This is a genomic window from Amycolatopsis sp. NPDC004079 (assembly GCF_040610415.1).
In the GTDB taxonomy this organism is placed as follows: domain Bacteria; phylum Actinomycetota; class Actinomycetes; order Mycobacteriales; family Pseudonocardiaceae; genus Amycolatopsis; species Amycolatopsis halotolerans.
The window spans coordinates 109,989-133,884 of the sequence record NZ_JBEXMH010000007.1 but is presented as its reverse complement, the minus strand read 5'-3'; the positions used below and the strand labels follow the sequence as shown (position 1 = coordinate 133,884).

Sequence of the window (23,896 nt, the reverse complement as noted above, 5' to 3'; positions counted from 1 at the left end):
CGCCATCGGGTTTTCTGGCCGGTGTCGGGGTTGACCCTGACCCACCGCGTGCCGCCGCAGACGCAGTACTCGCACCGCCACCCGCTCGCAGACTCCACGGTTTTCGCGAGCGGTGTGCACCGGCGCAGCACGCGGCGGCGGATGCCCCGGCCGTGCCCGGGGAAGGGAGGTTTCGTTCCCGCGTAGACGGCGTGAAGTTGCTCGGTTGTGGGGCACAGCGGCAGCAGTTTGGGTTCGCGCTGGGTCGGGGTGTCCCATGCCACGCGAGTGGTCATCGGGTGCCTCCGGGAAGCATTCGGTCCAGCCAGGCCACAACCGCGTCGGCGAACTGGCTGCCGTCGGCAGCGATCGCGAGGCTGTGTCCGGCGCGCGGCAGAACATAGGCGCTCACGGGACGCGAGTACGCGTCCTGTTCGGACGCTCGCAGCGAGTCCGCGGACGCGCACAGGGATCCGGGGCAGGCCCAGGTGTCCTTGCCGCCGTTGGCGACCAGCACGGGAACGCCGATCGCGCGGGTGGTGGCCGGAGCGAGCCCGCCGAGCAGCGCGAGGGGAACCTCGGCGGCGGAGAACTGGTCGCGCCCGGCCTCGTCCGCGGCGACGACCTCGGGTGCCACATCGTCTGCGGCATCGAACATCGAGGCGCGCATGTTCGGAATGGTGGTGAAATACCCTGGGTCCAAAGAGGACAGTTCCAGGGTTCGCGGGTGGGTGGTTCCCAGCAGCCGCACGGTTTCGGTCAGGCTGACGTGATGCGAGTAGCCGGACAGGACGACCGCGTCGACGTCTCCGGGGTGCCGTGTCGCCGCGAGCACGGACTGCAGGCTGCCCAGCGAATGCCCGGCCAGCACGACGCGGGAGTACCGGTGGGAGTCCAGGGTGCCGGCGCGAGCGCGAGCGATCACCTGGTGGATCGCGTCGGTCTGCACCGTGTCGGTGACCAGCGCGCTCAAGGGTTTCGTGCTGTCGCCGGTGCCGAGCCGGTCGATCGCCAACGTCGCATAGCCGCCCGCGTTCGCGCGGGCGGTGTAGCTGTACTGGGGCACCCCCACGCCGTCCCAGTAATGGCGGTTATAACTGCCGCCGGGCACCAGAATCTGCAACGCGCGCGGCGTCCCCGTCGCCGGGGAGCACAGCGTGCCGTGCACCGTCCCGCTTACCAGGCCCGAAGCGACAGGCATCTCGACTTCATGGCAGGTGCGCCCGGTCGCCGCGGCGACCGCGGGGGATGTGGCGAGCAGCGACGACGCGGCGGTCATTGCGGCGAGGGCCAGCAGGGCTGTGCGGCGCGCGCTGCGGCGAGGGCGGTGTGGGCGTGCAGAAGTGTCGAGCGTCATCGGTTTCCTTAGGCTGGGAGTCGGGCCGGTCCGGAAAGGACCGCTGGGGTGTGGTCAGTTGGCGCAGCAGTGCCAGCGGCACCGCGATCGCCGACGAGAATCCGCAGGGCCGTGTCGGGGGCGATCGCGAGTTCGCCTGTCGCGCTCGGCATCAACCGTTTCCAATTCGAGGTACAGCGGGGACAGGTGGGGTTGAGCCATACCCCGCCCTCGGCGTGAACGTCACTGCGATTCGCTGTAACGGCTTCTCCGCACAATGCGATGAACGATTCGCCGGCTCGGATGCCCGTCGCGTTCTTGGCGGTGCACCGCGCATGCCGCCCCCCGCCGGCCTGCTGCCACCGCAGTACAGAGCCAGCCGTCGCCGCGCACTCCGGTTCCGGGCGTGCCTGGGGGCGGTTTCGCGACGCCACAGGAAGGGCGAATGTCATAGTCAGAACTGTTGCCTCCCGTAATGACGACTGCAACGGGTGACACCCCCGTCACACGACCCAAAACCCTTTTCGCGTCGGAAAATGCGCAATGGTTTCGACGGATCCGGACTGGGGTCGGAAAGGGGTCCGGCAGGGAAACCCCTTTTTCGGACACGGGTGGCGCTGGGGTCAGCTGGGGATCCACGGCAGCACCGCTGGGGATGAAGGGGCTCGAGCCCCGAACCCGGTCCGCAACAGACGACAGCCGTGACCCCCTGGTCCTTTTGCCGACCAGGGGGTCACGGCTGTCGCCACGGACCGGGTTCAGTCCCGGGGCATGCACAGGCCCGGCGTCAGCCGCGGGCTTCCGTAGCGTTGCCGCCCGGCCAGCACGTCCGGCCAGGAGGTCCCGTAGTGCGCCCGCCAGTCGAATGTCCGGGGATTCATCGCGCCGATCGGATAGATTTTCCCGCCGGCCTTGCGACCTTCGCTCATCCAATGCTCGTTGCGGGCCTCCTGGTCTGCCTGGTACGCGGCCGACGCGGTCCCGGGCGAGACGTTGAGGACGTCGAACAAATACACGATCTCGTTGCGGTTGCCCGGATCGACTGGGTCCGGCAGCGCAAGACCGGGGCTGCGGAAGGCGCTTCTCAGATGCGGGAAGATCAGCACGAATCCTTGGTCGCTCCAGTCGGCCTCGGTCATCTCGCCGAGCCGGTCGCCCACAAAGGATTCGGCCGTGTTCTCTGGCAGGAAGATGTCGAACCAGGGTTTGATGCGGTCATCCCAGCCTTCCCGCCGCCACTGGTCGATCTGCCGGGTGAACTGGCAGAGGTGGTCGCGCATCTTCAGCACCTGCATCTGCGAGGATCCGGCCGACGCGGGCAACTTGTCGATCGCGTTCCCCAGAACGTCGATCCCGTCCGAGCCGTAACAGGCCACATGAAGATGGAAGAGCGGCGCGCCTCCCGGCTGGGGCGGCATGATCATGACGAACGCCTCGTCAACTGCCGGTTGCGAGCACGCGGCCCGCATGCCGGCGAAGGCAGCGGCCAGCGCGTCGTAGACGATCACGACCGACGCGACCGTGGGCGGAGCGGGAGTGAGCTGCAGTCGGGCCCGGGTCACGATCCCGGCCTGGCCGAGGCCGGCGCGCGCGCTGTCGAACAGATCGGGATGTTCCGTGGCCGAGCACCAGAGCCGGGTTCCGTTCGCGACGACGACTTCCAGGCCGAGGACGTAGTCCACCTGCGCACCGACCTGCGGCATGTTGGAAACGCCGCCTACGGAGAGGGTGCCGCCGACGGAGAGTCCCAAGTAGCCGGTCATCCCGCCGGCGAACTGCACCTCGTGGCTGATCAGAAGCGGGACCAGGTCGGCCCACAGAATCCCGGCGGGGACGTCGATGTAGCTGTAGTCGGGAGCAAAGTCGTCGGCGCTGACGTCCTTGAGGACGGTCATGTCGATCGCGATTCCGCCCTCGACCAGCCGCTGGCCCCCGACCGTGTGCGCGGCGCCCTGCGCGGCGACGGGGAGACCGAGTTCGTCGCAGCGGGCCATGACGCGGCAGATGTCCTCGACGCTTCCGGGGCGCAGCACCGCGGCGGGCTGTGCCTCGCACTGCCGGCCCAGGTCGCGACCGGCCTCGCGCAGCAGAACCTGATCGAGGGTGAGCGAGCCGTCGAGACGGTCGACGAACGGGGGCCGCGATCCGGTCGCCGACCCCCAGGACTGCTCGTCCGGGTCGTAGCCGATCGGTCCGGGTTCAGCGGAAGGCGACATCAACAGGTTCTCCATCGCGGGGGAGTCGGGACAGGGTCCGCCTTCACTGTGGGTGACGACGGCGGGGAAAACACCCCCCGTGCCCCCTCTCCCGGCGGAGGAAACCCCTTCCCGTCACCGGATCCGCATCCGGGTTCAAGGGGACGAAGCATGGATTCCGGGAGAACGCTGGGGTTCTGCACGATTCGGGAAGGGGCTCGCGAAAGGGGTACCCCTTTTTCCGGCAACCTCCACGAAGGGGCCGTTCACATATCTGAATGCGGGGACTCCGATCGGGTTGGGACGCCGCGACATGCCTCCGCATCGCCCGAATATTCGGCCACGTGTGGACGCTGGCTCGTTACTATGTGCGAGATTTGCGCCGGGGACGATCGGCAGCGACATACTCCCCGCGCGGCTTCCATTCATCAACCCGGGGAGGGGTTGGCCGATGGTTCACGTCGATTCGCGAGCAGTCCAGGCGATCACCACGCTGGTCGGCCGTCAGGACACCCTGGACGAACTGACCAGGACGCTCGCCAACCCCAGACGACGGTTGGTCAACCTGTGCGGCGTGGGCGGGGTGGGCAAAACCCGCGTCGCGGCCGAACTCCACGACCGGATGGCCGAGACCGGCGAGTACCAGGCGATCGCTTTCGTCCGCCTGGAACACATCTTCGAGCTGCTCTCACCCGCGACCGTCGCGGCGTACCGCCGTCCCGGCGACGCGCCGACCGCCGCTGCCGACATCCGAGCTCCACAGGCGGTGCCGACGACCGAGCACAACGACCAGAGCCTCAAAGTCGTCCTGCGACGCAGGATCTGTCAGGAGATCGCGTCCGCCCTGAAGCTCGACCACCACACCGACAGCACCGATTTCGACCGCCTGATGGAGGTCCTCGTCGAGGGCATCGGCGAGCGCAGGACATTGCTGGTGCTCGACAACTGCGAACCGAATGTCGGCGTGGTCGTCGACGTGATCTTCGGGCTGTTGAACAACACACCAGCGCTGCAGGTCGTCACCACGTCCCGCGCGTTCCTGAACCTGGTGGGCGAATACCTGGTCCAGCTCAGGCCGCTGGACGTGCCCTGCACGGACGACTCCCGAGACAAGGCCACCGGTGCCGCCGCCATGCAAGTCTTCCTCGACCGCGCGAAGGCGGCCGGGCTCCGCGACGAGGTTCTCGCGGAGCCCAAGCAATGGGCGGCTGTCGTCGAACTCGTGCGGATGACCGAAGGCCTTCCCCTGTTCCTCGAACTGCTGGCCACCCAGCTGCGAGTCCGGCTCCCCGCTGCCGTGCTCGAGATCCACGGGAAGAACAGGCTCCTGTCACTGCGGGCAGCGAGCGGTACCGTGGGGCTCCCCCGTCAACAGCAGAACTTGATGGAGCTGGTGACCAGCCACTGGGACGCCTGCACGCCCGAGCAGCAGCTGCTGTGGGCGCGCCTCAGCGTCTTCAGCGGTGCCTCGTTCACCCTCGACGCGGCGGAAGCAGTGTGCAGCGGGGGCCCCATCGCCGCGGCCGACGTCGTCAGCCTGCTCGACGAGTTGGTCAGCCGATCGGTCGTGCGGCCGGCGAGTCCCGACGGCCGCCACAATCAGCACGGCACGCTGCGCGAGTACGGCAAGATGAAGTTCGGCGAGATGTGCGAGGCCGGAGTCGAGGACGAGCAGCAGCTGCAGGAGCGGCACTGCGCGTGGGTGGAGAAGTTCAGCGCCCGCGCGGCGCTCGCCTGGTTCGGGCCCGACGAGCCGAAGGTGCTCAATGACGTCCGGACCGAGCTGCAGAACACCTTCGGCGCGGTCTGGTGGTGCAAAGAGACCGGGCAGATCGACCGCGGCCTGATGATCTGCACTGACGTGCTCCGGGTCAGAGTGCAGTTCTTCTACGCCGTCGAAGCCGAAATCGGGGCATGGATCGAAGGCTTGCTCGCCCACCCCGGCAAGGCAACGCTGCCGCGGATCGCGGCGCTGTCGGTCCTGGTGTTCATGCGCGTGGTCTTGGGCGACAAAGACGGCGCTCGACGACGTCTCGAGGAGATGGAGCGCCTCGTCAAGGAGTTCGGCGATATCGGCCCCATGCCGGCGGTGCTCGCGGCCAAGGGAACCTATGAACTCTTCTCGAAAAACAACACCGACGCTCTGGACATACTGGCCGAAGCGGCCGCGCAGTTCTCCGAAATGGGCCTCGAGGGCGACTGCCACATGGCGCTGCTGCTGCGCGCGCTGGGCGCCGGCGTTTTCGGCCCGGCCGAGATCGCCGACGCTGCCACGCAGGAATGCCTCGGCCACGCCCTCAAGCACGGCTCCGTCTGGGGCGGCAGCTGGGGAAGGTGGGCCACAGCGCTCCCCGCGTGCAGCGTCATGGCCGACGTGTTGCCGGGGGTGCTGGACGCGCAGCTCGGCCTCGGCGACGGATGGGGGCCAATCTGGGACGTCGAGGTGCAGGCATGGTGGCTGGCGTTCAACGGCGAAACCGTCTCCGACTTCCGCCTCGCCGCGGTCCTGCTCGGCGGCGCGATCAAGCTGCAGGACCGGCACGGCGTCCTGATCCGCGGCCTCGAACCATTCAAGGAATGGCGGGACAAGGCCGCCAAGAAAATCATCGCCGAGATCGGCTTCCCGGCATACCGCAAGGCTTACGAAGAAGGAACCAAACTCTCCAAGGACGAGATCTTCGCCAAGATGCTGGATGACGAGGATTCGTCCCAGCCCGAGATCCTCGACCCGCGCGAACTGCGCATCGCCGCGATGAAAGTCAGCGGTGCCACCAATGCCGACATCGCCGGCAAGCTCAACCTCACTGTCTCCTGGGTCGAGCAGAACGTCACCAGGATCTACCGCAAGACCGGATGCAAGAACCGCGCCGAACTCGCCGCCTGGTTCACCGCCCGGGGCTACGCCTGACCGCAGCCCCGGGCCGTTCCCGCCAAGGCGGGCACATCTCGCCCGGTCATCGGACCGTCCATTCGGCATCCACCGCCAGGACCCCGCGGATCACCCCGAAGGTCCGGGTCACGACGGCACCTGGCTGCCACCGCAGATCCGGGAGGGCGGCCAGCAGCTCTTCGATCATGGTCGCCAGTTCCATGCGGGCGATGTGCTGCCCGAGGCAGCGGTGCGCGCCTGCACCCCAGCCCAGGTGCGGCGGCACCGGCCGCTCCCGGTCCGGACGGAACACGCCGCCGTCAGGGAAATGGGCCGGGTCGCGATTGCCCGCGCCCCACGGGATGACCACCCGGTCTCCGGGCACTAACGCCACCCCCGCCAGCTCTGTCGCTGCCATGACGGTGCGGCCGGTCGCGGCGACCGCTGATTCGTGCCGCGCCGATTCCTCGACCACGCGCTGCAAGAACGCCGGATCGGTCGCGCACCGGTCGCGCAGGCCGTGATCGTCGAGGACTTCGACCAGGATGTTCGCCGAGGCGTCGGTGGTCGTGAGATTGCCGGCCGCGGTCATGGTGAACATGAACTTCAACACTTCGGATTCGGACGGCCGCCGACCTTCGACGTCGGCGTGCGCGATCGCCGACAGCATGCCGCCGAGGTTCTCGGCATTGTCGGCCATGCGCAGCTGCACCTGGTCGCGCATGAACGCCCCGAGCGCGGCTCCTGCCGTCTGCGCCGCCTCGGCGTCGCGGGCGTTCGACAGCGACCGCACGCGCTCAGACAGCACGGTGCACCCGGCCTCGTCCAGGCCGAGCATCTCGCCGATGAGGATCGGGGGGATGCGCTGGCAGTAGGCGGTGACCAGATCGGCACGGCCCTGCGCGGCGAATTCCGCGATCGTCTGGCGGCACAGCGCCCGCACGCGCTTCTCGCGGTCTGCGGCAGCGGCCGGAGTGAACCACGGCTGCAGCACGCGCCGCCACGCCCGGTGCGGTTTCCCATCCGTCTCGAACAACGGTGCCCGCGTCTGCTTCTCTACGCCCGCCACCACGGCCGCGGCGCCAAGCCCCTCGACGTAGCTGCTGAAGACCTCGCCGTCTTTGCCGACACGGCGGATCTCGTCGTACCCGGTGATCAAGTAGAACCCGCCGTGCCGCTCGGACCGCGCGACCGGGCAACCGCTCCGGATCGCGTCCAGCCGGGCGTAGATGTCGGACGCGACGACGGGGTCGAGGTGATCGAAGTCAACGGCAGGACCAGGGGCAGTCTCGGCAGAGTTCACGCCTCGTTGTTAACGAGATTCAGAGGATTCGGGAAGGCGGCATTCGTGTGACGCCTGCGCACGCAACGTCGCCGACGAGGACGTTGCTCACGGCTGGTAACGGGCTCTGGCGTGAGTCGACGGCTACGACCGGGAAACCGACCCGGTGCGGCCCTGGTCTGCCGAGGCGATGCGCAGCATCGCCCTGTGGACCGCCGCGGGAATCCTGGCCTACGCCACCCGCCGGTCGATGCCCGGCTTCGCCGCGCACGGCCGCCGGCGCTTCGGTCGTGGCGGTCTACCAGCCTTGGCGGGTCGGGCAGCACACCTGAACGTCCTCGCCGCAACTGCGGCGAGGACGGGGCGATGAGGCGGGGTCGACGTCCGGGAGCGCGGTCGTGCACGGCGTGGGAGTCACCCCGGCCACATGGATTCGTCGACGAGGCGTTCGTGTGTCCAGGTCAGTCCGCCGGGGGCGAAGGTGTCCTGCACGCAGCACAGCAGTTGCCGCGCGGGCAGCGGATCAGGCAGCGGGAGGTCGCGAGTGGCGGCACGCAGGGCCTGGTCGAGGTCGACGACCTCGCCGGGGCCCAGTCGGCGCTGGCGTAGGCCAGGGAGATATGCGACCGCCAGCCCTTCTCCGCTCTCCAGGTCCACGTATCTCCGGCGACGGACATGACGCCCCGGTAGGCGGCGTCGGCCAGGGGCTGCGCGGCGGCGGTGTCGAGCACCAGCACCGGCCCGCCCGGCGCCCACCCCAGCCCCGCGCCCGGCCACGACGACCCGAACGTCCGGCCCTGCGCTGCCCACCGGCACCGGATTCGTTTGCGGCACAACCGGAACAGCCTTCGGCACTGAGCACGTACTGCGAAAGGATCCTCCCGGCCCAGGCTCGCGGGTCGTTCAGCCGGTTCCAGCCCCGTACCTCGGCCGCGAGCATGGCATCGCAGGCCTGCGATGCCGTGCTGTGCTGGAAAACAGCGGCCCGGCGGACGGCCGTCCCTCCGTCGGTCACCCGTTCGTGGCGCGGGGCGGCCGGTCTGCCGTCGCGCCATGGCACTGCGCCCGAACGCGAGCGCGAGAACCTTCCCCGGCTGCGGCCGATGACGCCGGAGAGGCTGCGGGACGCGATGGCCGAGATCGCGGAGTGGGCGCCGAAGGCTGCCATCACCGTGGACAACCCGAACGACTCCGACCGGCCGTTCGTTATCGCCGGATACGCCACGAGCGTCATGACCGGCGAGGTCTCGCTCCTCGTCCGGGAACGCTAGCCGGAGGGGTCGTCCCGATGACGTGCTGGTGCCTGCGGCGGTGGCCGTGCCGGCCGACGTTCCCGCTGATCTTCGCCGGGCACGGCCGGATCCGCACTGGGCAGCTCGAGCGCACGGCCCGCGCACGGCCCGACAACGTCGCCCGCGGACACGCCGAGTGGGGGCTGCTGTTCGTGCGCGACAGCGGGAACCGCCCGTGGACGCTGTACTCGCCCGACCCCGACTACGTCGCGCTCTGCACCACCTCCGTCCACCCGGTGACCATGGAATACGACGTGTTCACCGAGAAATTCCCCAGCTGGGCCGCAACAGATCGACGCCAGTTCGCATCCGCTGCAATAGGAAACAAAATAAGGCAACGGGAAACCCATTCCCCTGTCCGGGTTCTGGCGCGACAGTGGATTCATGACCGCGAATCACAGCCGCTTCCCCGCCGGGGCCTCGCGCCTCATTGCCTTTGCAGGACAGCGAAACACGTCCGTGCCCGCGAATGTCCCGCCGTCGCGACCAGATACCCGAACGGACTGGCGGTTCCACGCAGCGGCTGCGACACCGCCGGGTGTCAGGCTCGTTCCGGCCGGCGGCGACGCCGCGGAACACACGGACCCCGACTGCGTATTCTGCCGGATCATCGAGGGCACCGAGCCTGCCGAGGTGGTGCGGCAGTGGGGGTTCGACGCGATCGCGATCCGGCCTCGGAACCCCGTCGTCGACGGGCACGTTCTGGTGATCCCGGCCGCGCACGTCGCCGACGTCGGCATGAATCCTGACGTGTCGGCGATCGCGATGGCCGCCGCGGCCGAACTGGCCGCGCAGCACACGGATTGCAACGTGATCACTTCCCGCGGCCGCTATGCCACCCAGACCATCGCGCATGTGCACCTACACGTGGTTCCGCGCGCGGCGGGCGACGGTTTGCCGTTGCCGTGGACTCCGCAGCAGAACGCCGCTGCGGGTGATGCGTGATGGCGGTCGAGGTGGTGTACGCGCGGGAACCTGTCCCTGCCGGACGTCCGTCGGTGATGCTGCTGGGCCCGACTCCGCGTGCACGGTCCCTGGTCTGGTGGCGTCCCTCGAGCTGGCGACGCCCGGTTCCGTCGTGGCGGCCGGAGGCGATCTCGTTGTTCGCCGAACGGTGGCGAGGCGACGAGCCGTTGGTCCTGCTGTCGCCGGAGTCCCGCGGGGGAATCCGGGCGAAGCACTACGACGACCAGGTCGCGTCCGAGCTGGAGATGATCCGGGCGGCCGCGGTGCGCATGTTCTGGATTCCGCGGTGCGTGCGCACGATGCCCGGGTTCACCACGAATGTCGAAGCAGGGATGTGCCTGGCTGAGCCGGAGCGGATGGTGCTGGGGTGCCCCTCCGACTGCGCGGATCCGGTACGCAACCGGTACCTGATCTGGCACGCGCGCCGGCTCGGAGTTCCGGTGCCCACAACGCTTTCCGCCGCCGTGGACGCTGCGCTGGCCGGCCTGCACGCGAATCGCGGCGCCGGGATCGCGCGTTGTTGCGCACCTGCGTGGGCGGCGTAGACGACGGCGGGCCGGCAGGGCCAGGCACACGCGAGCGCCGCTGTCGTGCGCAGCGGTCCCGTGTGTCCGGCCAGGCTGCGGGGAGGCGCCGCCCTTCGGAGACCCCGCGCTCGTCGCCTGCCGGGCCGCGCTCAGCCGAGGCAGCGGTCGCGCATGGCGCAGCCGAGCCCGTGCTCGCCGATGCGGTCGAGGATCTCCTGCAGTATCCGGAGATCGGCGGCCGTCATCGGGTCGTTGGCGTCTGTGGTTGTTTCGCCGGTGGCCCGGTCGACGACGACGGTGATCGGCGAGCCGGGTGTCCCGGTGCAGGACAGCTCGACGAAGTCGCCGAAATCGGTGTGCCCGAGATACGCATCGTGGTCGGGGCGGTCGCTCATTCGCTGGTCCTCCGTTTTTCCTTGGCGTGCTTGGGCTTTGCGGTCGTTGCGTGCGCGCGGCAGAGCGTCTCGACGCGGTGGGTGTCTCAGCGGTCGCGGTCTGCCTGTCGGTTGAGCCATGCCTCGACGTCTGGCACGGCGTAGCCGTCCGGGTCGAGCGCGCCGATGTACCCGGATGCCCGGAGGTCGAAGAACCTGGTGTCCGTGTCGGACTCGGGACGGCCGTCGGGCCGTCGGCTGGGGCGGGCGGTGTCGTTCATCGTCGATTCTATCTTTCGGTGGTGTGCCGTCTCGGCAGGTTGCCGTCGGGACGCGGGCCGGGCCCGAGCGGTTCCGATGTGTGTCGAGGGCGGGATGCCGGTGGCTGTCGCTGGACTGTCCTCGTGAAACAAAAAGACCCCGGCTTCATCCAGCCGGGGTCTTTTTCGGGTGTGCGTTGACCTGTCAGCGGATGCGGGACCATCGCACCGCGGCGGTCACGGTGCCGTCGGCGTCCTGCGACACTCCGGTCACGGCCGTGCCGGCGGCCTGTAGGACGCGGAGCCAGGTCTCGGCTTCGTGGGCGGGGAGCTTGCACTTGGCCTGCGCGGTGAAGGCGGTGTCGGTCTCGGCCAGGGCGGTGACAGTGACCTGGCCGCTGCGGCTGTTTTCGACCCGGCGCTTCCAGCCCTCGAGGTCGAGGTCGTTGGCGGTCACGGCGTTTCTCCTCATCGGCGGTGGTAGATGGTGATCCCGTCGGGCCAGGCGTGCACGGACAGGATGCCGCTGAGCCCGACGTCGTAGTCGTCCAGCACCTGCTCCTCGAACGCTTCCACGGCTTCGTCGACGTCGGGCAACTCGTCGGCGATCGGGTTGAAGTTGATCGACACGCGGTTGATGTGCCGGGTTTTCCCGTCCTTCTTCCCGGTCTGGCCGTAGGCGACGTCGACTCCGCCGACGTCGGCGGAGTGGTAGTCGCGCAGCCCGTCGGCCGCCAGGCCGGGTCCGGCCTCGTCGATGCGGGCTTCGGCGTCGGCGAGCAGTTGCGCGGCTTCGTCCGCGGCCGCGCGCGCCGCGCGGGCGTGCTCGGCTTCGGCTTCGGCGATCGCGATGTCGTGCAGCAGCCGGGTCACGGCCGCGATCATCTGGTTCGCACGACCGGGCGGGGTCGCGCGCAGCCACTGCCGTGCGGTGCGGCGGGAGCGGTGCGCGGCCTCGGCCAGCCTCCGGGTCGCGGCGCCGCGGCCGGGGTAGGCCTCGCGCAGCGCTGCGGCCGCCTCCTGCGGGTCGGCGAAGACGGGCGGCTCGGGCACGACCAACTCGGGCGGCTCCGGCGCGGCCGCGCGGGCTTCGGCACGCAGTTCCTCCGCGGCGAGCGCGGCGAGTTGCCGGATCAGGTCTGCGAATTCGGGGCCGTGCAGTTCTTCCGGGGTCACTGTCCGGCCTCCCTCTCATCGTTGATCGCGGTCAGCTCCTTGCCCGCCTTTTTGCCGCGTCCGTTGCGGAACGCTGAGACGAACGCTTCGGTCACGGCTCCCCAGCGGTTGCGGTGCCATTTGCCCGGCTGGGTGCCGAGTTCCAGACCGGCGGGCTTGAGGCCGGGGACGTCGGCCGGGTCGGCGTCGACGACGAACCAGACGCCGTCGGCGATCTGGCCGATCGGGTGCCAGCCGCCCGCAGCGGCTTTGTCGAGGCGGCGCAGGCTGTTCGCGGACGCGGTCGCGGCGATCATGTCGCTCCAGTCCGGACGCCGCCACTCCGCGGGACAGTAGTCCTTGCTGCGCAGGAATCCGGAACTGAATCGCGCGTACACGTCCTTGAGCAGCATCAAGGCATGTCCGGCGGCGGTGTTGCCGGCGGCGGCCAAGTCCTGCAGACGGGAACGGTTGACCCGGATCTCCTCGGCCATCCGCTCCACCCTCGGTCCGCAGGGAAGGACTTCCTTGCCCTTGCGGACCACTTTCCGGTACCAGACGACCGCGCGGTCGAGGTCGAGTGCCACCTTGTGGTCCCGGACCAGGTAGGTCGCCAGCGGAGTGGGCAGCACGGAGCCGATCTCCAGCCGGGCGAACGCGGCGGCCGCGTGCGCGGGCAGGCCGGACAGGTCCGGGACCGAGGCGAGCACCAGGTAGCCGGGATGCTTGACCAGTTCGGTCTGCTCCCACTCGGCCAGCGCGGCGGCGTCCAGGACGCTCGGCTCGCCGTCGCCGAGGCGGACCGAGCTCATGGCCGCCAGGTACTGGGCCGAGACGTCGTATTCGACAAGCAGGTCGCCGACGGACGGCGTCAACTCGGGCAGCGTCCAGTTCAGGACCCGCATCATCAGGTTGCTTTCCGCGAGCTCCCAGACGGGCGAGTCCTCGGCGAGCGGAACCGGGCCGGTGAGCCCCCGGTAGCGGGCGCACAGCCAGTTCCCGAGGGTCACCGCGGTCCGCCCGGGCGAGTAGACGTAGTGCAGCGGCTGCCCGTCGACAGCCACGTGCTCGCGCCAGACGGCCAGTGCGGCCAGCGCCTGCTCACGGGTCAGCTCGGTTCCGTCGCGGTCGAGGACCGTGCTCGTCACGTCCCGGACGAAGTTGTATTCCTCCTCGGCCGGGTCGTAGCCGGACGCGGCCGCATCGTCGTCGCCGTCCGAGCCGGACTCGGCGGGCGCAGCGGCCGGCGGCGCGGCGGCGCGGCCGGCGGCTGCCGACGTCTTCTTGCGGGGGCCCTCCTCGGCTTGCGCCTTGCCCGCAAGGCGTGCGGCGGTCTTGCGGGCCGCCGTCCATTGGGCAAGGAGCCTGCGGCGCAGCCCTTCGTTCCCCGGTGCACACTCGGCAGCGAGCTTCCCGACTTTCGCGACAGCGTCCGGATCGTTGCCCGCGTCGCGCATGAGCAGCTTCCAGTCGATCTCACCCTGGATGCGGCGGCGCAGCTCGTCGTTGTCCGGCGCGTACTCCAGGGTCAGCGCCCACACGTCCCGGATCGCATCGGGATCGCGGCCCGAGTCGAGCAGAAGGGACTCCCAGTCGATCGACGTCGGGTCGAACGGGACGTCGTCGCTGCCCTCGCGTGGCGTCATGACCGGCACTTCCCCTCTCACCCGGCACACCCTACCTGCCAACTTTAAAAGTTTTCAAATTGACACGCGGCGCTAGCGGCCGCTTTGCGCCTGCCGCTGCAGCCGCCTCGCCAGGCTCGCCGTGCTGGCGTTCGCCGGGGCGTCCGGCACGGCCTTGCGCAGGAGCTCGCGCGCATACAGCAGGTCTTCCACCACTTCCTGCGCCGAGGCGTTGAGCTCCTCCTCGTCGTCGCCGTGCATCTCGTCGGCGAGCAGCAGCACCAGGTCGACGCCGATGCGCGCGAGCGTAGCGTCGGTGATGCGCCTCCCGCCTGCGGATCGGCGCTCCCCCAAGGCAAGCACGGCGAGTTTCAGGTCTCTGATCTGGTCCGGCCACAGCGGAATGCCTTTCGGGACCGTTTGCTTGTGCAGCGGCTCGCCCTCGGTCCCGGGCAGGCCGCGGAAGCCGTCGCGCCGGGGGGCGGTCCGCGGCGCCGGCGTCGCGCGGGCGGTCTCTCGGGCGTTCACGCAGCCACCTCATCCGACGGTCGTTCGGGCGGCGTCGCGGCAGACGCTGCCGCAGGGCGGAAGACCGGTCTCCGCATCGCACCCTCCAACTTTGAAACTTTTAAAGTTGGTCGCGATTGTGCCATCCGGACGCCGAGCCGCCAAACCAGCCGAGCGTCGCCAGGTGCCCTCGGTCGGCTTGGGCGATATCCGGGCTTGAGGGCCTGTCGGAGGCGCTCTCGCGCGGTCGGGCGTAGTAGACATGGTGCAACGACTGGCACTCACGAAAGGCGCGGCCGACCTGTGGACGCGACGAGAACCGCGACTTCGCCCGGCTACGGCACGATCCAGCCCGGCATCGGGTCCAGGCCCGACAGTCACGCCGGCCCGGAGTTCGCCGACGGGCTGCGCGCGGGTTTGCACGAATTGGAGTATCTGCCGCTGACCGTCGTGGTGCGCTTCGGGACTGAGTTGCTGCCCAACGGCGCGCCCACAGTCGCGTCCCGCGTGGACCTGTACCGGATCCAAGTAGGAACGGCGTTGCCGATCGGCGTTGGCGAGGTAGCCGAGCAGGCGCGGGAAATGCTGCGGTGGGGATTCGACGGCTGGGTCATGCCGGAGATGCCCGACGAGCCCGAGCCCCTGCAGACTCGTCAGCCGCTGCTGCCGCCTCGCCTGTTCGGGGTTCTGAGCCGCAACCGGTTCCGCAGCGTCGAAGAACTCGAACTGATTCCCGACACGGCGTTGCGCGAACTGCCGAATATGGGCAAGAAGGGGATCTCTGCACTGCGCCGGGTCATTCCCGCGCGTGTGCCCGCGTCGCATGCCCAGCCGACGCCGCCAGCGACGCCCGAAACGATCATCGGTGTTCTCGGCGAGATTCGCGACCTGCTGCTCGGCATTGACGCCAAACTCGACCGCGCGTTCCACGACGGCGAGGCTTCCGGACGGCCGCGGTGAACGGCGCACCCGGTGGTCCCGGGGATCCGTGGAAGATGGAGAACGTCCGGTCGGTGTTGCGATCGGCGTTCCTGGACGTGGAATTGGCCGACGTGACCAAGCCGTCCGGGGCGCGCGAGGAGCATTACCTGGTCCGGCTGCCTGAGGCGGTGATGACGGTCGTGCTCGACGAGATCGGCGAGCACGTGCTGCTGGCCTGGAGGCACCGGTGCGTGCCGGACTTGTGGAACTACGAGGTGCCCGGCGGGCTGCTGGAGAAGGGCGAAACGCCGGAGGAGGCCGCGCCGCGCGAGGTGGCCGAGGAGACCGGATACAGGGTCCGCGGCCTGCGGCACCTGGTGACGTTCGAGCCGGCCGTGGGCAGTCTCCGCGCCCCGCACCACGTGTACGCCGCCCGCGCTGTCGAGCGGGTCGGCGACCCCACCGAACGCGACGAGGGGATTTTCGACTGGGTTCCGCTGGCGCGGGTCCCGCAGCTGATCGCCGAAGGGAAGATCGGGAATTCCGGCACGCTGATCGGGTTGCTGCACATCCTCGCCACCCTCGGTGCCGAGGATGCCCAGAGCGGAGAGCGTCCAGAACGGACGGACTAGTCCTGGTGGGCCCCGTCCGTTTGGCGACGCAACCGCCGCGCTCCCAGCGATTTTCGCGAAGCGGGCGCACGGGAGACCAGGCGAGCTGCGCACACGATCGCCGCAGTGAACGGGGCCGGTTCCTGGTCTTCCGCTGGGTCCGGCGCACTGCGCCAGTCACGACCGAAAAGCAAGGCCTGCTGCTTGTTCCGCGGCCTGTTCGGCGGCGATTTCGTCTTGTGCTTCTTGTTCGACGTCGCGGCGCTCCGCCGCTATTTCGTCGATGTGCGCCTGCTGGTCGTACGGGTCGAACCCTGCCCAGATGCCGTTCGGCACGATGCGTCTTCCTCTCCGATGCGATTCTGTTCCGGTCCGGTGGCTTCGTTAGCGGTGCCCGCGGAGGCCAGCCCCGGATGCTCGGCGCGGACGACGACGCGGTGGCGATCGCGTCCTGTTACGGGCGCGGCAGTGGTCACCAAGGGCGTTCTCGGGCTGTGCGGCCGCACGAGCCGAACGCCCAGCATTGCATCATCGCCCCGGTGTCGAGCGCGTCGGCATGCTGTTGCAGTTCGCGCAGCACCGCCGGGAGTTCGGGGCTGTCCCAGGACAACTGGCGGTCGACGCTGCGGTGGTCGGGGCAGCCGTTGTGGACGCCGCAGGTGTGCAGGTGGACGATCGGCGTCGGACCGGCTGTCGCGCCGGCTTCCATCGGTTCGATCCCGCTTGCGTGCAGGGCGTCGATCGGGTTGAGCTCCTGGCCGGCGAAACTGCCCGGGTACTGCCAGAGTTCGCCGTAGTCGCCTATGTCGCGATGTGCGGTCGTCCAGCCCAGGCCGCGGAACAAACCGCGCATCCACAGGTCCAGTTCGGCCCTGTCCGGGTCAAGAAACCGCGACGCGTATTCCGCGCTGCCGAGTTGGTCGTCGTCGACGTGGTCGTTGTGGTCGTTCTGTTTCGCCACAGCAGTTCCTCCGGTTCAGCATCGACACACGCGCGGGTTCCTTGCGGCTCGCGTGCGGAAGTCTTGGGGCATTGTCCGCGAGAGCGGGCCGGGTGGTGTCTGCGTCGGGCGACTCCGAGCAGACGGGCCGGGTCAGGCGGTGAGGTGGGCATTCCAGTCGCGCAGTGCGGCGATCAACATCGCGATCCGTGCGGGCCCGAGGTCGGGAACGTCGGCCAGAGCCGACGCTGCGGGGTTGTTCTCGTGCTGGGCGGCCAGGTCCGCGAATGCCTCGACGGTGGTGATGCCGGCGTTGCGCAGCGGCCTGGTCTGGTGCCAGGTCGTGCCGTATCGATGCAGCGCGGTGATCGGCGTGCCGTCGGCGTCGGTGGCGGTTCCCATGGCGTACCGGGCTCCTCATCGTTTGTGGCTTGGGTTGCTGCTAGGCGATGGCGCGCTGCCGCTGCGCCGGAGCGGACGGTCAGGCGGCCCGCAGAACAGTCCTTGTGTGTTCCCGAGTCCGGGCGGGAGCGGCAGGACGGAGACGCTGCAGTGCAGTTGCCCGCGCTAGTCGCCCGGGACAGTGTTGTCTTCCAGCCCTGGAAGGTCGAGCATCTTCGCGCGTGTCACGCGCGCTGCTTCGCTCAGCTTCTCGTCGGGGTCCTACGCCACCCCTTCCGATGACACGGAGAAGCCTCGCGAGTCCGTCGAGTTCGCGCCGCACTGCGGTCTTTCCTCGGCTGTCGCCGCTGGGCAGTCGAAGCATCGTTGACACGCAGCCATAGCGCGCCGAGGCGGCTGCGGATCTGCTGCGCTTGCCCGACGAGGGAACCGTTGTCGGTCATCGCGATGACCATAGCGATTGTTCGGTATTCGATCGCGCCGTTGCGGATCGACGTTCCCCGCTCTCTCGTCGACCGACGGATCCTACCGGAATCGGGCGAGCCCCAGCGGGACCCGCGGACTTGTACGACGGTCCTCGACGGGCGCAAGATCGGAAGCCATGCAGCGGCGAGTTCGCCGGTCGCGCGGTTCGACGACGATACTGATTGGTGCGCTGGATTCCCGTGGCCCGAGGGGCCAGGCGGGACGGGTGCTGGCTCGGGCGTGCTTGAGGCGAATAGGTTTCCGCGCACGACAGCGCGGCCCGAGCGAGATCAGCTCGAAGCCGCGCTGTCGTGTTGGAGCCGGCCGCCGGGTTAGGAGAGGGCGTCGGCGATTTCGGAGGGGCTTGCCTCGAGGACCGCGCAGTAGGCTTCGCGGAGTTTGGCATCGTCCACTACGGCCAGGTCGGCGCGGGTGATCGTGCGCGCGCTCGCGATCGCTTGGCGGTCGGTCATCGACGGGTCGGTGCTCTCGCGGGTGTCATCGGCCACCAGCTCGATCGCGCGGTTGAGGTTCATCGCTACTCCTTCGGTTTCTTTTTCTCATCAACAGGATTTCGGCGGCGGGCAGCATGTCGGTGCTGATGCATGGCGGGCCGCAGCCCCGACCCGCCCACCGGTCGGCACTCTGCGGGGCGGAACCGTCAGCCGGGACCGCGGTGCCACGCATCAGCACGACGCGCGATCAGGGTCGGCGGTCTCGGCAAGAGCGGCTATTGAGCTTTCGTGACTGGCTTTTCTGGCTGCCTGCCATTGATTCGCCATTTCGCGCCGGGCGATCGCCACGATCAGAAGGTCGTCCGCGATGCACTCTCGGACGGCGGTGGGCACGTCTGCGGTGAGCGGGTGATCGAGCGTCTCCAGGGAGCGGTTCACCGCGGTCCTCCCGCCGTCGTCGCGGCCGTCGCGTGCACGATCTCGACCAGGTAGTCCCAGACTCCGGGGGCGGTCAGGCCGCACGCGACGATCACGAGCGGGAACACCAGCCGCGTCTCGACTTTCTTTCCGGTGTGCAGGCGCAAGTGCTTGGGCGGGCGGATTTCGTACCAGGTCTCCCCCGCGATCGGCAGCGGGAACAGGAACGGGCATCCCGACTCGGTCAGCGAGTCGCCGAGGCAGTGCACGAAGCAGCCGACCGCCACGGCGATGCCGATCCAGCCCGAAACGCCGGCGAGTTCTGTCAGGAGGCCGCCGGGGGCGGTGACGCACCACCAGGACACCGCGCCGGCGCAGGCCAGCACCAGCCAGTCCCCCAGCGCTTCCGCGGCGAGAAGCAGTCCGACGGCCAGTACCCCGAGCACCGCCCACGGCCCGCCGGCGGCGCACCCGGCCGACGCCGCCGCCCCGAGAGCCACAGCGAACAGCAAGGTATGGGAGAGATGCCGGTGCGTGCCTTTCACGTTCTCGTCGCGCGGGCCTTTGGTCAGCGCGTACACCGCGGCTGAGGTCCGGCGCAGCATCCAGGACACGGCCCCGGTCAGCCAGCCGAACAGCCGGGTCGCGCTGGCACTGGGATGGTCCAGGTCCGGCAGCAGCGCGAACCCTGCCGTGGTGGCTGCGAACACCAGCACCTGGTGGGTGGTGGCGAGGCCGACTGCGGGCGCGAGTGCCATGCCGGCCAGCAGTCCTGTTGCAGCGTGGGTGCGGCCCATCATCGCGGCCGCCGGCGCATGGTCGGCGAGCCGATTCGGCACGCGGGCATGGTTGTCTCCTTGGTGGAGGTCAGTGACCGGCGGCTGGAGCTGCCGCCGCCGGGTTCGTGTCGGGCGGGCCGTTCACAGGTGTTCGGGTTCCGGGGGGCGGACGCACCGTCGACGCGGCCGCACGTCGCGTTCGATTCGATCCCCGTGCTTCGCATGCGAGGATCGTGCGGGCGGTGTTGTGCCGCGCCGCAACAGGTTCCGGCGACGCGACTCAGGCGACCGTGACCACTGTTCCGCGGGCGTAGCGGATGGATGGGGCGCTGTCCGTGGTCACGAACACCATGCCCGGCTCCTGCTCGGGATCGACGCCGTGGACGCGGTCCCACCGCAGGTCTGACTGCACAATCTGGTCTCCGCTGACCAAGTCCTCGACCAGTTTCTCCATTGCGATGTTCCCTTCTCATGGTGTGTTTTGAGCGCAGCACGGACTCCCGACCAGGCGATGCCACCGCAGCCGACGCTGTTCGCCGGACCGATGGGCTGCAAGCGGCCGGATCCGCAGGCCGTTTCGACGCCGGGCCTGTCCTCCGGAGGCTGCGATGCGCGCGGTGATCGACGACTCATCGCAGCGCGGCTCGGTACCGGATGCCCGGTCGACGCGGGTGCTGGCCGATTTCGCTCTCGTGCCAGGCGCGGCCGGCGCGCCGCCGGCGGATGACGTCAGGGCTGCGGCCGTCCGGCCTCTGCTCTCGTGGCGTGACTGCACAGTCGGCCCGACGCCCAACGGTGGCAGGCGAGTCGGCCTCCTGGGCATGTTCGGCGTCGGGACCTACGGGGGTGCGGCGACGGTGCCTGTGCTCGACGGTGGATGAGGCACCGCTGATGGTGCTCCGTTGCGGGTCGGGCGCGTCGTTCGCGGTACCGGGTTGGACTTCTTCCGGTGAATGGCTCGGCCGATGGCTGTCGCAGCCGCGTGGACCCGGCCGAGCGAGCTGAAGGCCGTCGGTTCTGCGGCATCAGGTGCCGGGTTCAGCGCGAAGGACGGCAGTGCTGCCGGGGTTCGGGGGACGCATGCCCTGGGACGGGCAGGTTCCATTTGGGCGGGAACCAGGCGGAGACCGGGTCGGCCACGGCCGCGAAGCGTTGCTTGATGCGGCTGCGTCCGCTGCGACCAGGGATGTCGGGGTGTGCGATGCGGGCGTACTTGTCCACTTCGCAGAACAGGTTCTGACAGTCGACGAGCTGCAACGCTCTGCCCCACAAGCCGGGGAAGCGCAAGCCGAGGCGGGCGAAGTGCTCGTCCTGGTGCTCGGCCATGTAGCGGATGATGTCGGGCTCGATGCCGTCGCCGGTCGGGCCGAAGCACTTGCGGATTCCGTCGCGGGCGCCGGGGCCGGGGACCACGAAGTCCATCTCGCTGAAGTCGACGACGGTGGTGTAGTTCAGGTCGACGGCGAATTGGTAGGCGAGGAAGTCGCCGATCCCCGGGTAGGCACGCAGGGTCTCGAACAGCGCGCGCAGCGACGAGGATGCCCTGGCCCTGTCGGCGATCCCGTCGGCCATCATGCGATGCAGCAGCCGCAGATGGTTGGTGTGCTTGCGGTGTCCGCCCATCGCCGTGGACGGGATGACGTAGGCGGCCGAGTAGAGCCTGCGGCCGCGCGCGAACGCCTTCCCCAGCACATCGTCGCATGCGTCCGGGTCGAATCCGGACCAGGTGGGCGTGCCGAGTTCTCCGGCCAGCAGTTCCCAGGTCGAGATTCGGTTGAACAGCTTGAACAGCAGCACGCGGAACACGACCTCGGCCGGGTCCTGGGAGCCGGTGTAGGCGACGCGGCGGATCAAGTACTGGCTGACCCGGTCTGCGGCGCGGTAGCAGTTGGTGAACCGGTGCCGCGCCAGGATCGCATCGTCGGTCCAAGGCCCGGGGTTGCCTGCGACGCGGGCGAGGTAGATCCCCTGCCGGGCAGCGGCGAACCGCCAGTAGGTGTCGAACACCGGCGTCGGGCGCAGCACCCGACCCGCCACCCGCACGCTGGGTGACGCAACCGCGGGACCGAGCGAGCGGTGCGGCTGTTCGCGTCCGTCCATCGGCTGTGCCAGCTGTGCAGCGTCTATTCCTGGGCCGATCTCGGTCATCGAACCTCTCCTGCTCGTACTGACGCGGCCGGGCCGCCGCGGCACGGTTTCGGTCGTGGTCGCGGCGGGGACCCCCTGACGGCGGATGAGGCGTTGCTGCACAGGGGATTCGCTAAGGCTGTGTCCTGATGGGGTGGGTCACGGACGCGCAGGCCTCGCGCGGGCTGGCGTCGTTGTCCAGGCCGAAGTGCTCGAGCATCCGCGCGCGGGCCGCGATCGCCTCGTCGCTCAGCTTCTCGTCGGGTGCCCCGCCGAGGCTTTCTGCGACGTCCCAGGGAAGGCGGGCGAGATCGGCGAGTTCGCGTTGCACCGCAGCTTTTTCTTGGGACGTCAGCCGCGCGGTGCCGTCGTCGACGACGGCGTTGACGCGGACCCAGAATGCGCCGAACTGCCTGTGCAGCTCTCGGGCGTGTTCAGTGAGCGACATGTCATCGGTCATGCTCAGACCATAGCCATTGCTGATCGCCTCGATCGTGCGGTCGCTCCGCATGGCGGCTGCTTGCTCGCCGGACGTGGCCGAGGAGAGCCGTTCCGCGCGGATCCGCCTGTTTGCCGGCCCGGTGCGCGGAGAACCCCGTGTACCGTCCAGTGCTGTGCCGTTCTCGGTGCGCTGGTTCTCCGGATCGGCGAGCCAGCCGACGTTGTCGGCGAAGCCGCGCCGACACTATGCCGGCGCGGCTTCGCTGTCTCGGTGCGACGGTGTTGCCCGCGTCCGGCCGCCGCCCGGCGCTCTACGTCACCGGCGGCCGGAATCGTGTAGCCGGACCGGGGCATGGCTTCAGATCCGACGTTCGCGACGGCACTCCGGGGTGTCGCAGCGGCGGTCTTCTCCTTGTCGACTCGGACTGGTCCGTGAGTGCCGAGCCTCCCGCGCAGCCTCGCTCATCTCGCGGGCGGCCGCGGAGAGCGCTTTGCCGATCCCCCGCAACGCATCGAGGTCTTCCTCCAGCTTCCCGACTTCGTCGTGCCACGACGCCTCGCCGGCGGACTGCGTCGCGGATCTGCGCGGGGTCTTCGGCCGCGGCCTGTCCATTCTCATGCCCTCCTCTGGCGATCGCTGGGGCGGTCGGGCTATGTCAGCCAGAAGATTTTCTCCGTCTCGACAGCGCCGGACATCCTTTCCTGCTGTTCCGGCTCCCTCTTGCCATGTTCTGGGGTGTCGTGTTCGACGCAGATTGCGCAGGCCTTTCAGGTCAGTGCGGCTGCCCGCCGAGCTGGCTCTCGTGCCAGTCCGCGGCGTCCTGCATTTTCTGAATCACCGCGGGGCTGAAGAGCCGATGGGTCTCTGCTGCCGCAGCCTCGCTGCGGAGATTGCTGGCCGCCCATTCGTGGTAGGTGTCCCAGTCTTCCGCGGTGTAATCGGAGAACGGTTTGGGGATCTGCGGGTGTTCCCGCAAATTCGGTCCCATGTAGGTGCCAGCCCAGGAATCGGCCGTGTTTGCCGTTGCATGCGTCTCGGACATATTTTGCTGCTCCATTGTTGCGGCGGGGTCGGCTGCCGGGGCCGGGTCAGGCAGTGATGGCTGCGGCGGCGGGGAGGATGAGCGAGTGGTCGAAGGCGAGTGGCTCCTTGAGGGCCAGGCTCAAGGGGACCCACGCTGCGTCCGCCGCATCGCTGCCGGCGATCGCGCGGGGCGGGTCTGCCAGCAGCGCGGTGTAGACGTCGGTGGAGTAGTTGCCGCGCGGATCGCGCCCCGCCTTGTCCCAGGTGCCGACGAACCGCAATTGGTCGCTGCGGACGACTATGTCGGTTTCTTCGTGCGTTTCGCGGATCGCGGCGTTGCGACTCGCCGCGCGGGTGCCGCGGGGGCCGTCCTGCGGGTCGACGCGCCCGCCGGGAAGGGCGCGGCGGCCCTTGAACGGCTCGCCGCTGCGGGTCACGAGCAGGACATGCCGGACGCCGTCGATGTCGGCGAACAGGACGACGTCAGCGGTGTAGGTGACTTTTGTTGCGGAGTCCATAGGGTTTTCACTTTCTGTCGTGGCATAGAGGAGTACGAGCGGAATGCGGGATAGCGGGCAGCACCGCTGTCTGGAGGGAGGCAACAGCACTCGGGAGGCCTTCCACCGCGACCCGCGTTTCGCGAAATCGGCGATCTTGACGACGTCCTATCCGGCCAACTCGGCGCAGCTGGGACAGACCGACGCACCTGCTTGTGCCCGACCGGGGACAGCGGGGGCCGACGGATCGGTTCGCCGTACAAGGCGTGCGGCGCTTTCGGCCCCAACCGGCCCAGCCAGTACTGCAGGTCGCCGAAGATGAGCTCCATGTCGGCCGCGGCGTTTTTCGACCGGGCGACTGCTGTCGCAGCATGCGCGCCCAGAGGAACCAGCCATTCCGGCGATCAGACGCCAGGGCTTCTTCAGCGCGGCCTGGGAGGCGACGATCCG

General features: G+C 69.1%; 29 protein-coding genes. 6 read left to right on the top strand and 23 right to left on the bottom strand.

Features of this window, described 5'->3' with window-relative positions; genetic code table 11:
* Positions 1-271: 271 nt before the first annotated feature.
* The 3 genes from ABZX37_RS10520 to ABZX37_RS10510 all read right to left on the bottom strand — a co-directional run bounded on the left by ABZX37_RS10520 (position 272) and on the right by ABZX37_RS10510 (position 3,531).
* A complete protein-coding gene (locus ABZX37_RS10520) occupies positions 272-1,336 on the bottom strand; it encodes an alpha/beta fold hydrolase (RefSeq protein ID WP_354738073.1) in 1,065 nt (354 codons plus the stop codon).
* Between the two features lie 8 nt (positions 1,337-1,344).
* Positions 1,345-1,767: a zinc finger protein gene (locus ABZX37_RS10515; protein WP_354738071.1), complete on the bottom strand. Its 423-nt coding sequence runs from the start codon at positions 1,765-1,767 to the stop codon at positions 1,345-1,347.
* A gap of 306 nt (positions 1,768-2,073) precedes the next feature.
* Positions 2,074-3,531, bottom strand: a complete 1,458-nt coding sequence (locus ABZX37_RS10510) for an FAD-binding protein (protein ID WP_354738069.1) — start codon at positions 3,529-3,531, stop codon at positions 2,074-2,076.
* Positions 3,532-3,583: 52 nt separating this feature from the next.
* On the opposite strand from ABZX37_RS10510, the gene ABZX37_RS10505 reads away from it, so the two are divergent.
* Complete coding sequence (locus tag ABZX37_RS10505) at positions 3,584-6,418, top strand: LuxR C-terminal-related transcriptional regulator (RefSeq protein WP_354738067.1); 2,835 nt, start codon at positions 3,584-3,586, stop codon at positions 6,416-6,418.
* A 46-nt stretch (positions 6,419-6,464) separates the two neighbouring features.
* Here ABZX37_RS10505 and ABZX37_RS10500 read toward each other — a convergent pair whose 3' ends face one another.
* Complete coding sequence (locus ABZX37_RS10500; protein WP_354738066.1) at positions 6,465-7,682, bottom strand: cytochrome P450; 1,218 nt, start codon at positions 7,680-7,682, stop codon at positions 6,465-6,467.
* Positions 7,683-8,075: 393 nt separating this feature from the next.
* Positions 8,076-8,318, bottom strand: coding sequence for a hypothetical protein (locus ABZX37_RS10495; RefSeq protein WP_354738065.1), 243 nt, complete (start codon positions 8,316-8,318; stop codon positions 8,076-8,078).
* Positions 8,319-8,764: 446 nt separating this feature from the next.
* On the opposite strand from ABZX37_RS10495, the gene ABZX37_RS10490 reads away from it, so the two are divergent.
* The 3 genes from ABZX37_RS10490 to ABZX37_RS10480 all read left to right on the top strand — a co-directional run bounded on the left by ABZX37_RS10490 (position 8,765) and on the right by ABZX37_RS10480 (position 10,464).
* Positions 8,765-8,932 carry a hypothetical protein gene (locus ABZX37_RS10490; protein ID WP_354738064.1) on the top strand — a complete coding sequence of 56 codons (168 nt, stop codon included), beginning with the start codon at positions 8,765-8,767 and terminating at the stop codon, positions 8,930-8,932.
* Between the two features lie 654 nt (positions 8,933-9,586).
* Entirely contained in the window at positions 9,587-9,898 is a 312-nt protein-coding gene (locus ABZX37_RS10485; RefSeq protein ID WP_354738063.1) for an HIT domain-containing protein, read from the top strand.
* Complete coding sequence (locus ABZX37_RS10480; RefSeq protein ID WP_354738062.1) at positions 9,898-10,464, top strand: hypothetical protein; 567 nt, start codon at positions 9,898-9,900, stop codon at positions 10,462-10,464. Before ABZX37_RS10485 ends, ABZX37_RS10480 begins: the two co-directional genes overlap by 1 nt.
* Before the next feature lie 131 nt (positions 10,465-10,595).
* Here the strand turns inward: ABZX37_RS10480 and ABZX37_RS10475 are convergent, their stop codons facing one another.
* The 6 genes from ABZX37_RS10475 to ABZX37_RS10450 form a co-directional block, all read right to left on the bottom strand.
* On the bottom strand, positions 10,596-10,841 hold the full coding sequence (locus ABZX37_RS10475) for a hypothetical protein (RefSeq protein ID WP_354738061.1): 246 nt from the start codon (positions 10,839-10,841) through the stop codon (positions 10,596-10,598).
* 86 nt (positions 10,842-10,927) lie between these two features.
* Positions 10,928-11,101, bottom strand: a complete 174-nt coding sequence (locus tag ABZX37_RS10470; RefSeq protein ID WP_354738060.1) for a hypothetical protein — start codon at positions 11,099-11,101, stop codon at positions 10,928-10,930.
* 184 nt (positions 11,102-11,285) lie between these two features.
* On the bottom strand, positions 11,286-11,537 hold the full coding sequence (locus ABZX37_RS10465; protein WP_354738059.1) for a hypothetical protein: 252 nt from the start codon (positions 11,535-11,537) through the stop codon (positions 11,286-11,288).
* An 11-nt stretch (positions 11,538-11,548) separates the two neighbouring features.
* Positions 11,549-12,256, bottom strand: a complete 708-nt coding sequence (locus ABZX37_RS10460; protein ID WP_354738058.1) for a hypothetical protein — start codon at positions 12,254-12,256, stop codon at positions 11,549-11,551.
* Positions 12,253-13,902, bottom strand: coding sequence for a hypothetical protein (locus ABZX37_RS10455; protein WP_354738057.1), 1,650 nt, complete (start codon positions 13,900-13,902; stop codon positions 12,253-12,255). Before ABZX37_RS10455 ends, ABZX37_RS10460 begins: the two co-directional genes overlap by 4 nt.
* A 51-nt stretch (positions 13,903-13,953) precedes the next feature.
* Positions 13,954-14,388, bottom strand: a complete 435-nt coding sequence (locus ABZX37_RS10450) for a hypothetical protein (RefSeq protein WP_354738056.1) — start codon at positions 14,386-14,388, stop codon at positions 13,954-13,956.
* 282 nt (positions 14,389-14,670) lie between these two features.
* On the opposite strand from ABZX37_RS10450, the gene ABZX37_RS10445 reads away from it, so the two are divergent.
* A complete protein-coding gene (locus ABZX37_RS10445) occupies positions 14,671-15,327 on the top strand; it encodes a hypothetical protein (protein WP_354738054.1) in 657 nt (218 codons plus the stop codon).
* Positions 15,328-15,362: 35 nt separating this feature from the next.
* Positions 15,363-15,920 (top strand): NUDIX hydrolase, encoded by a 558-nt coding sequence (locus ABZX37_RS10440; RefSeq protein WP_354738052.1) that lies wholly within the window; start codon positions 15,363-15,365, stop codon positions 15,918-15,920.
* 156 nt (positions 15,921-16,076) lie between these two features.
* Here ABZX37_RS10440 and ABZX37_RS10435 read toward each other — a convergent pair whose 3' ends face one another.
* The 12 genes from ABZX37_RS10435 to ABZX37_RS10380 all read right to left on the bottom strand — a co-directional run bounded on the left by ABZX37_RS10435 (position 16,077) and on the right by ABZX37_RS10380 (position 23,467).
* Positions 16,077-16,235 (bottom strand): hypothetical protein, encoded by a 159-nt coding sequence (locus ABZX37_RS10435; RefSeq protein ID WP_354738050.1) that lies wholly within the window; start codon positions 16,233-16,235, stop codon positions 16,077-16,079.
* A gap of 136 nt (positions 16,236-16,371) precedes the next feature.
* Positions 16,372-16,860, bottom strand: coding sequence for a hypothetical protein (locus tag ABZX37_RS10430; protein WP_354738048.1), 489 nt, complete (start codon positions 16,858-16,860; stop codon positions 16,372-16,374).
* A gap of 132 nt (positions 16,861-16,992) precedes the next feature.
* Positions 16,993-17,241, bottom strand: coding sequence for a helix-hairpin-helix domain-containing protein (locus ABZX37_RS10425; protein ID WP_354738046.1), 249 nt, complete (start codon positions 17,239-17,241; stop codon positions 16,993-16,995).
* 797 nt (positions 17,242-18,038) lie between these two features.
* Positions 18,039-18,242, bottom strand: a complete 204-nt coding sequence (locus ABZX37_RS10420; RefSeq protein WP_354738044.1) for a hypothetical protein — start codon at positions 18,240-18,242, stop codon at positions 18,039-18,041.
* 150 nt (positions 18,243-18,392) lie between these two features.
* Entirely contained in the window at positions 18,393-18,599 is a 207-nt protein-coding gene (locus ABZX37_RS10415) for a hypothetical protein (RefSeq protein WP_354738043.1), read from the bottom strand.
* A complete protein-coding gene (locus tag ABZX37_RS10410) occupies positions 18,596-19,375 on the bottom strand; it encodes a metal-dependent hydrolase (RefSeq protein ID WP_354738294.1) in 780 nt (259 codons plus the stop codon). Before ABZX37_RS10410 ends, ABZX37_RS10415 begins: the two co-directional genes overlap by 4 nt.
* A gap of 262 nt (positions 19,376-19,637) precedes the next feature.
* Positions 19,638-19,811 carry a hypothetical protein gene (locus tag ABZX37_RS10405; protein ID WP_354738041.1) on the bottom strand — a complete coding sequence of 58 codons (174 nt, stop codon included), beginning with the start codon at positions 19,809-19,811 and terminating at the stop codon, positions 19,638-19,640.
* 584 nt (positions 19,812-20,395) lie between these two features.
* On the bottom strand, positions 20,396-21,505 hold the full coding sequence (locus ABZX37_RS10400) for a nucleotide kinase domain-containing protein (RefSeq protein WP_354738039.1): 1,110 nt from the start codon (positions 21,503-21,505) through the stop codon (positions 20,396-20,398).
* Positions 21,506-21,617: 112 nt separating this feature from the next.
* Positions 21,618-21,995, bottom strand: a complete 378-nt coding sequence (locus ABZX37_RS10395) for a hypothetical protein (protein WP_354738037.1) — start codon at positions 21,993-21,995, stop codon at positions 21,618-21,620.
* Between the two features lie 288 nt (positions 21,996-22,283).
* Entirely contained in the window at positions 22,284-22,538 is a 255-nt protein-coding gene (locus tag ABZX37_RS10390; protein WP_354738035.1) for a hypothetical protein, read from the bottom strand.
* A 160-nt stretch (positions 22,539-22,698) separates the two neighbouring features.
* Positions 22,699-22,968 carry a hypothetical protein gene (locus ABZX37_RS10385; RefSeq protein WP_354738034.1) on the bottom strand — a complete coding sequence of 90 codons (270 nt, stop codon included), beginning with the start codon at positions 22,966-22,968 and terminating at the stop codon, positions 22,699-22,701.
* A 46-nt stretch (positions 22,969-23,014) separates the two neighbouring features.
* On the bottom strand, positions 23,015-23,467 hold the full coding sequence (locus ABZX37_RS10380) for an NUDIX domain-containing protein (protein ID WP_354738032.1): 453 nt from the start codon (positions 23,465-23,467) through the stop codon (positions 23,015-23,017).
* Positions 23,468-23,896 lie beyond the last annotated feature (429 nt).

What these genes read in the sequence shown, in the direction of transcription:
- ABZX37_RS10420 (WP_354738044.1), bottom strand. Translation starts at nt 18,242, where the DNA reads ATGAACCTCAACCGCGCGATCGAGCTGGTGGCCGATGACACCCGCGAG.
- ABZX37_RS10385 (WP_354738034.1), bottom strand. Translation starts at nt 22,968, where the DNA reads ATGTCCGAGACGCATGCAACGGCAAACACGGCCGATTCCTGGGCTGGC.
- ABZX37_RS10440 (WP_354738052.1), top strand. Translation starts at nt 15,363, where the DNA reads ATGGAGAACGTCCGGTCGGTGTTGCGATCGGCGTTCCTGGACGTGGAA.
- ABZX37_RS10410 (WP_354738294.1), bottom strand. Translation starts at nt 19,375, where the DNA reads ATGGGCCGCACCCACGCTGCAACAGGACTGCTGGCCGGCATGGCACTC.
- ABZX37_RS10520 (WP_354738073.1), bottom strand. Translation starts at nt 1,336, where the DNA reads ATGACGCTCGACACTTCTGCACGCCCACACCGCCCTCGCCGCAGCGCG.
- ABZX37_RS10515 (WP_354738071.1), bottom strand. Translation starts at nt 1,767, where the DNA reads ATGACATTCGCCCTTCCTGTGGCGTCGCGAAACCGCCCCCAGGCACGC.
- ABZX37_RS10405 (WP_354738041.1), bottom strand. Translation starts at nt 19,811, where the DNA reads ATGGAGAAACTGGTCGAGGACTTGGTCAGCGGAGACCAGATTGTGCAG.
- ABZX37_RS10475 (WP_354738061.1), bottom strand. Translation starts at nt 10,841, where the DNA reads ATGAGCGACCGCCCCGACCACGATGCGTATCTCGGGCACACCGATTTC.
- ABZX37_RS10380 (WP_354738032.1), bottom strand. Translation starts at nt 23,467, where the DNA reads ATGGACTCCGCAACAAAAGTCACCTACACCGCTGACGTCGTCCTGTTC.
- ABZX37_RS10510 (WP_354738069.1), bottom strand. Translation starts at nt 3,531, where the DNA reads ATGTCGCCTTCCGCTGAACCCGGACCGATCGGCTACGACCCGGACGAG.
- ABZX37_RS10470 (WP_354738060.1), bottom strand. Translation starts at nt 11,101, where the DNA reads ATGAACGACACCGCCCGCCCCAGCCGACGGCCCGACGGCCGTCCCGAG.
- ABZX37_RS10425 (WP_354738046.1), bottom strand. Translation starts at nt 17,241, where the DNA reads ATGGGAACCGCCACCGACGCCGACGGCACGCCGATCACCGCGCTGCAT.
- ABZX37_RS10490 (WP_354738064.1), top strand. Translation starts at nt 8,765, where the DNA reads ATGACGCCGGAGAGGCTGCGGGACGCGATGGCCGAGATCGCGGAGTGG.
- ABZX37_RS10400 (WP_354738039.1), bottom strand. Translation starts at nt 21,505, where the DNA reads ATGACCGAGATCGGCCCAGGAATAGACGCTGCACAGCTGGCACAGCCG.
- ABZX37_RS10480 (WP_354738062.1), top strand. Translation starts at nt 9,898, where the DNA reads ATGGCGGTCGAGGTGGTGTACGCGCGGGAACCTGTCCCTGCCGGACGT.
- ABZX37_RS10395 (WP_354738037.1), bottom strand. Translation starts at nt 21,995, where the DNA reads ATGCGGAGCGACCGCACGATCGAGGCGATCAGCAATGGCTATGGTCTG.
- ABZX37_RS10390 (WP_354738035.1), bottom strand. Translation starts at nt 22,538, where the DNA reads ATGGACAGGCCGCGGCCGAAGACCCCGCGCAGATCCGCGACGCAGTCC.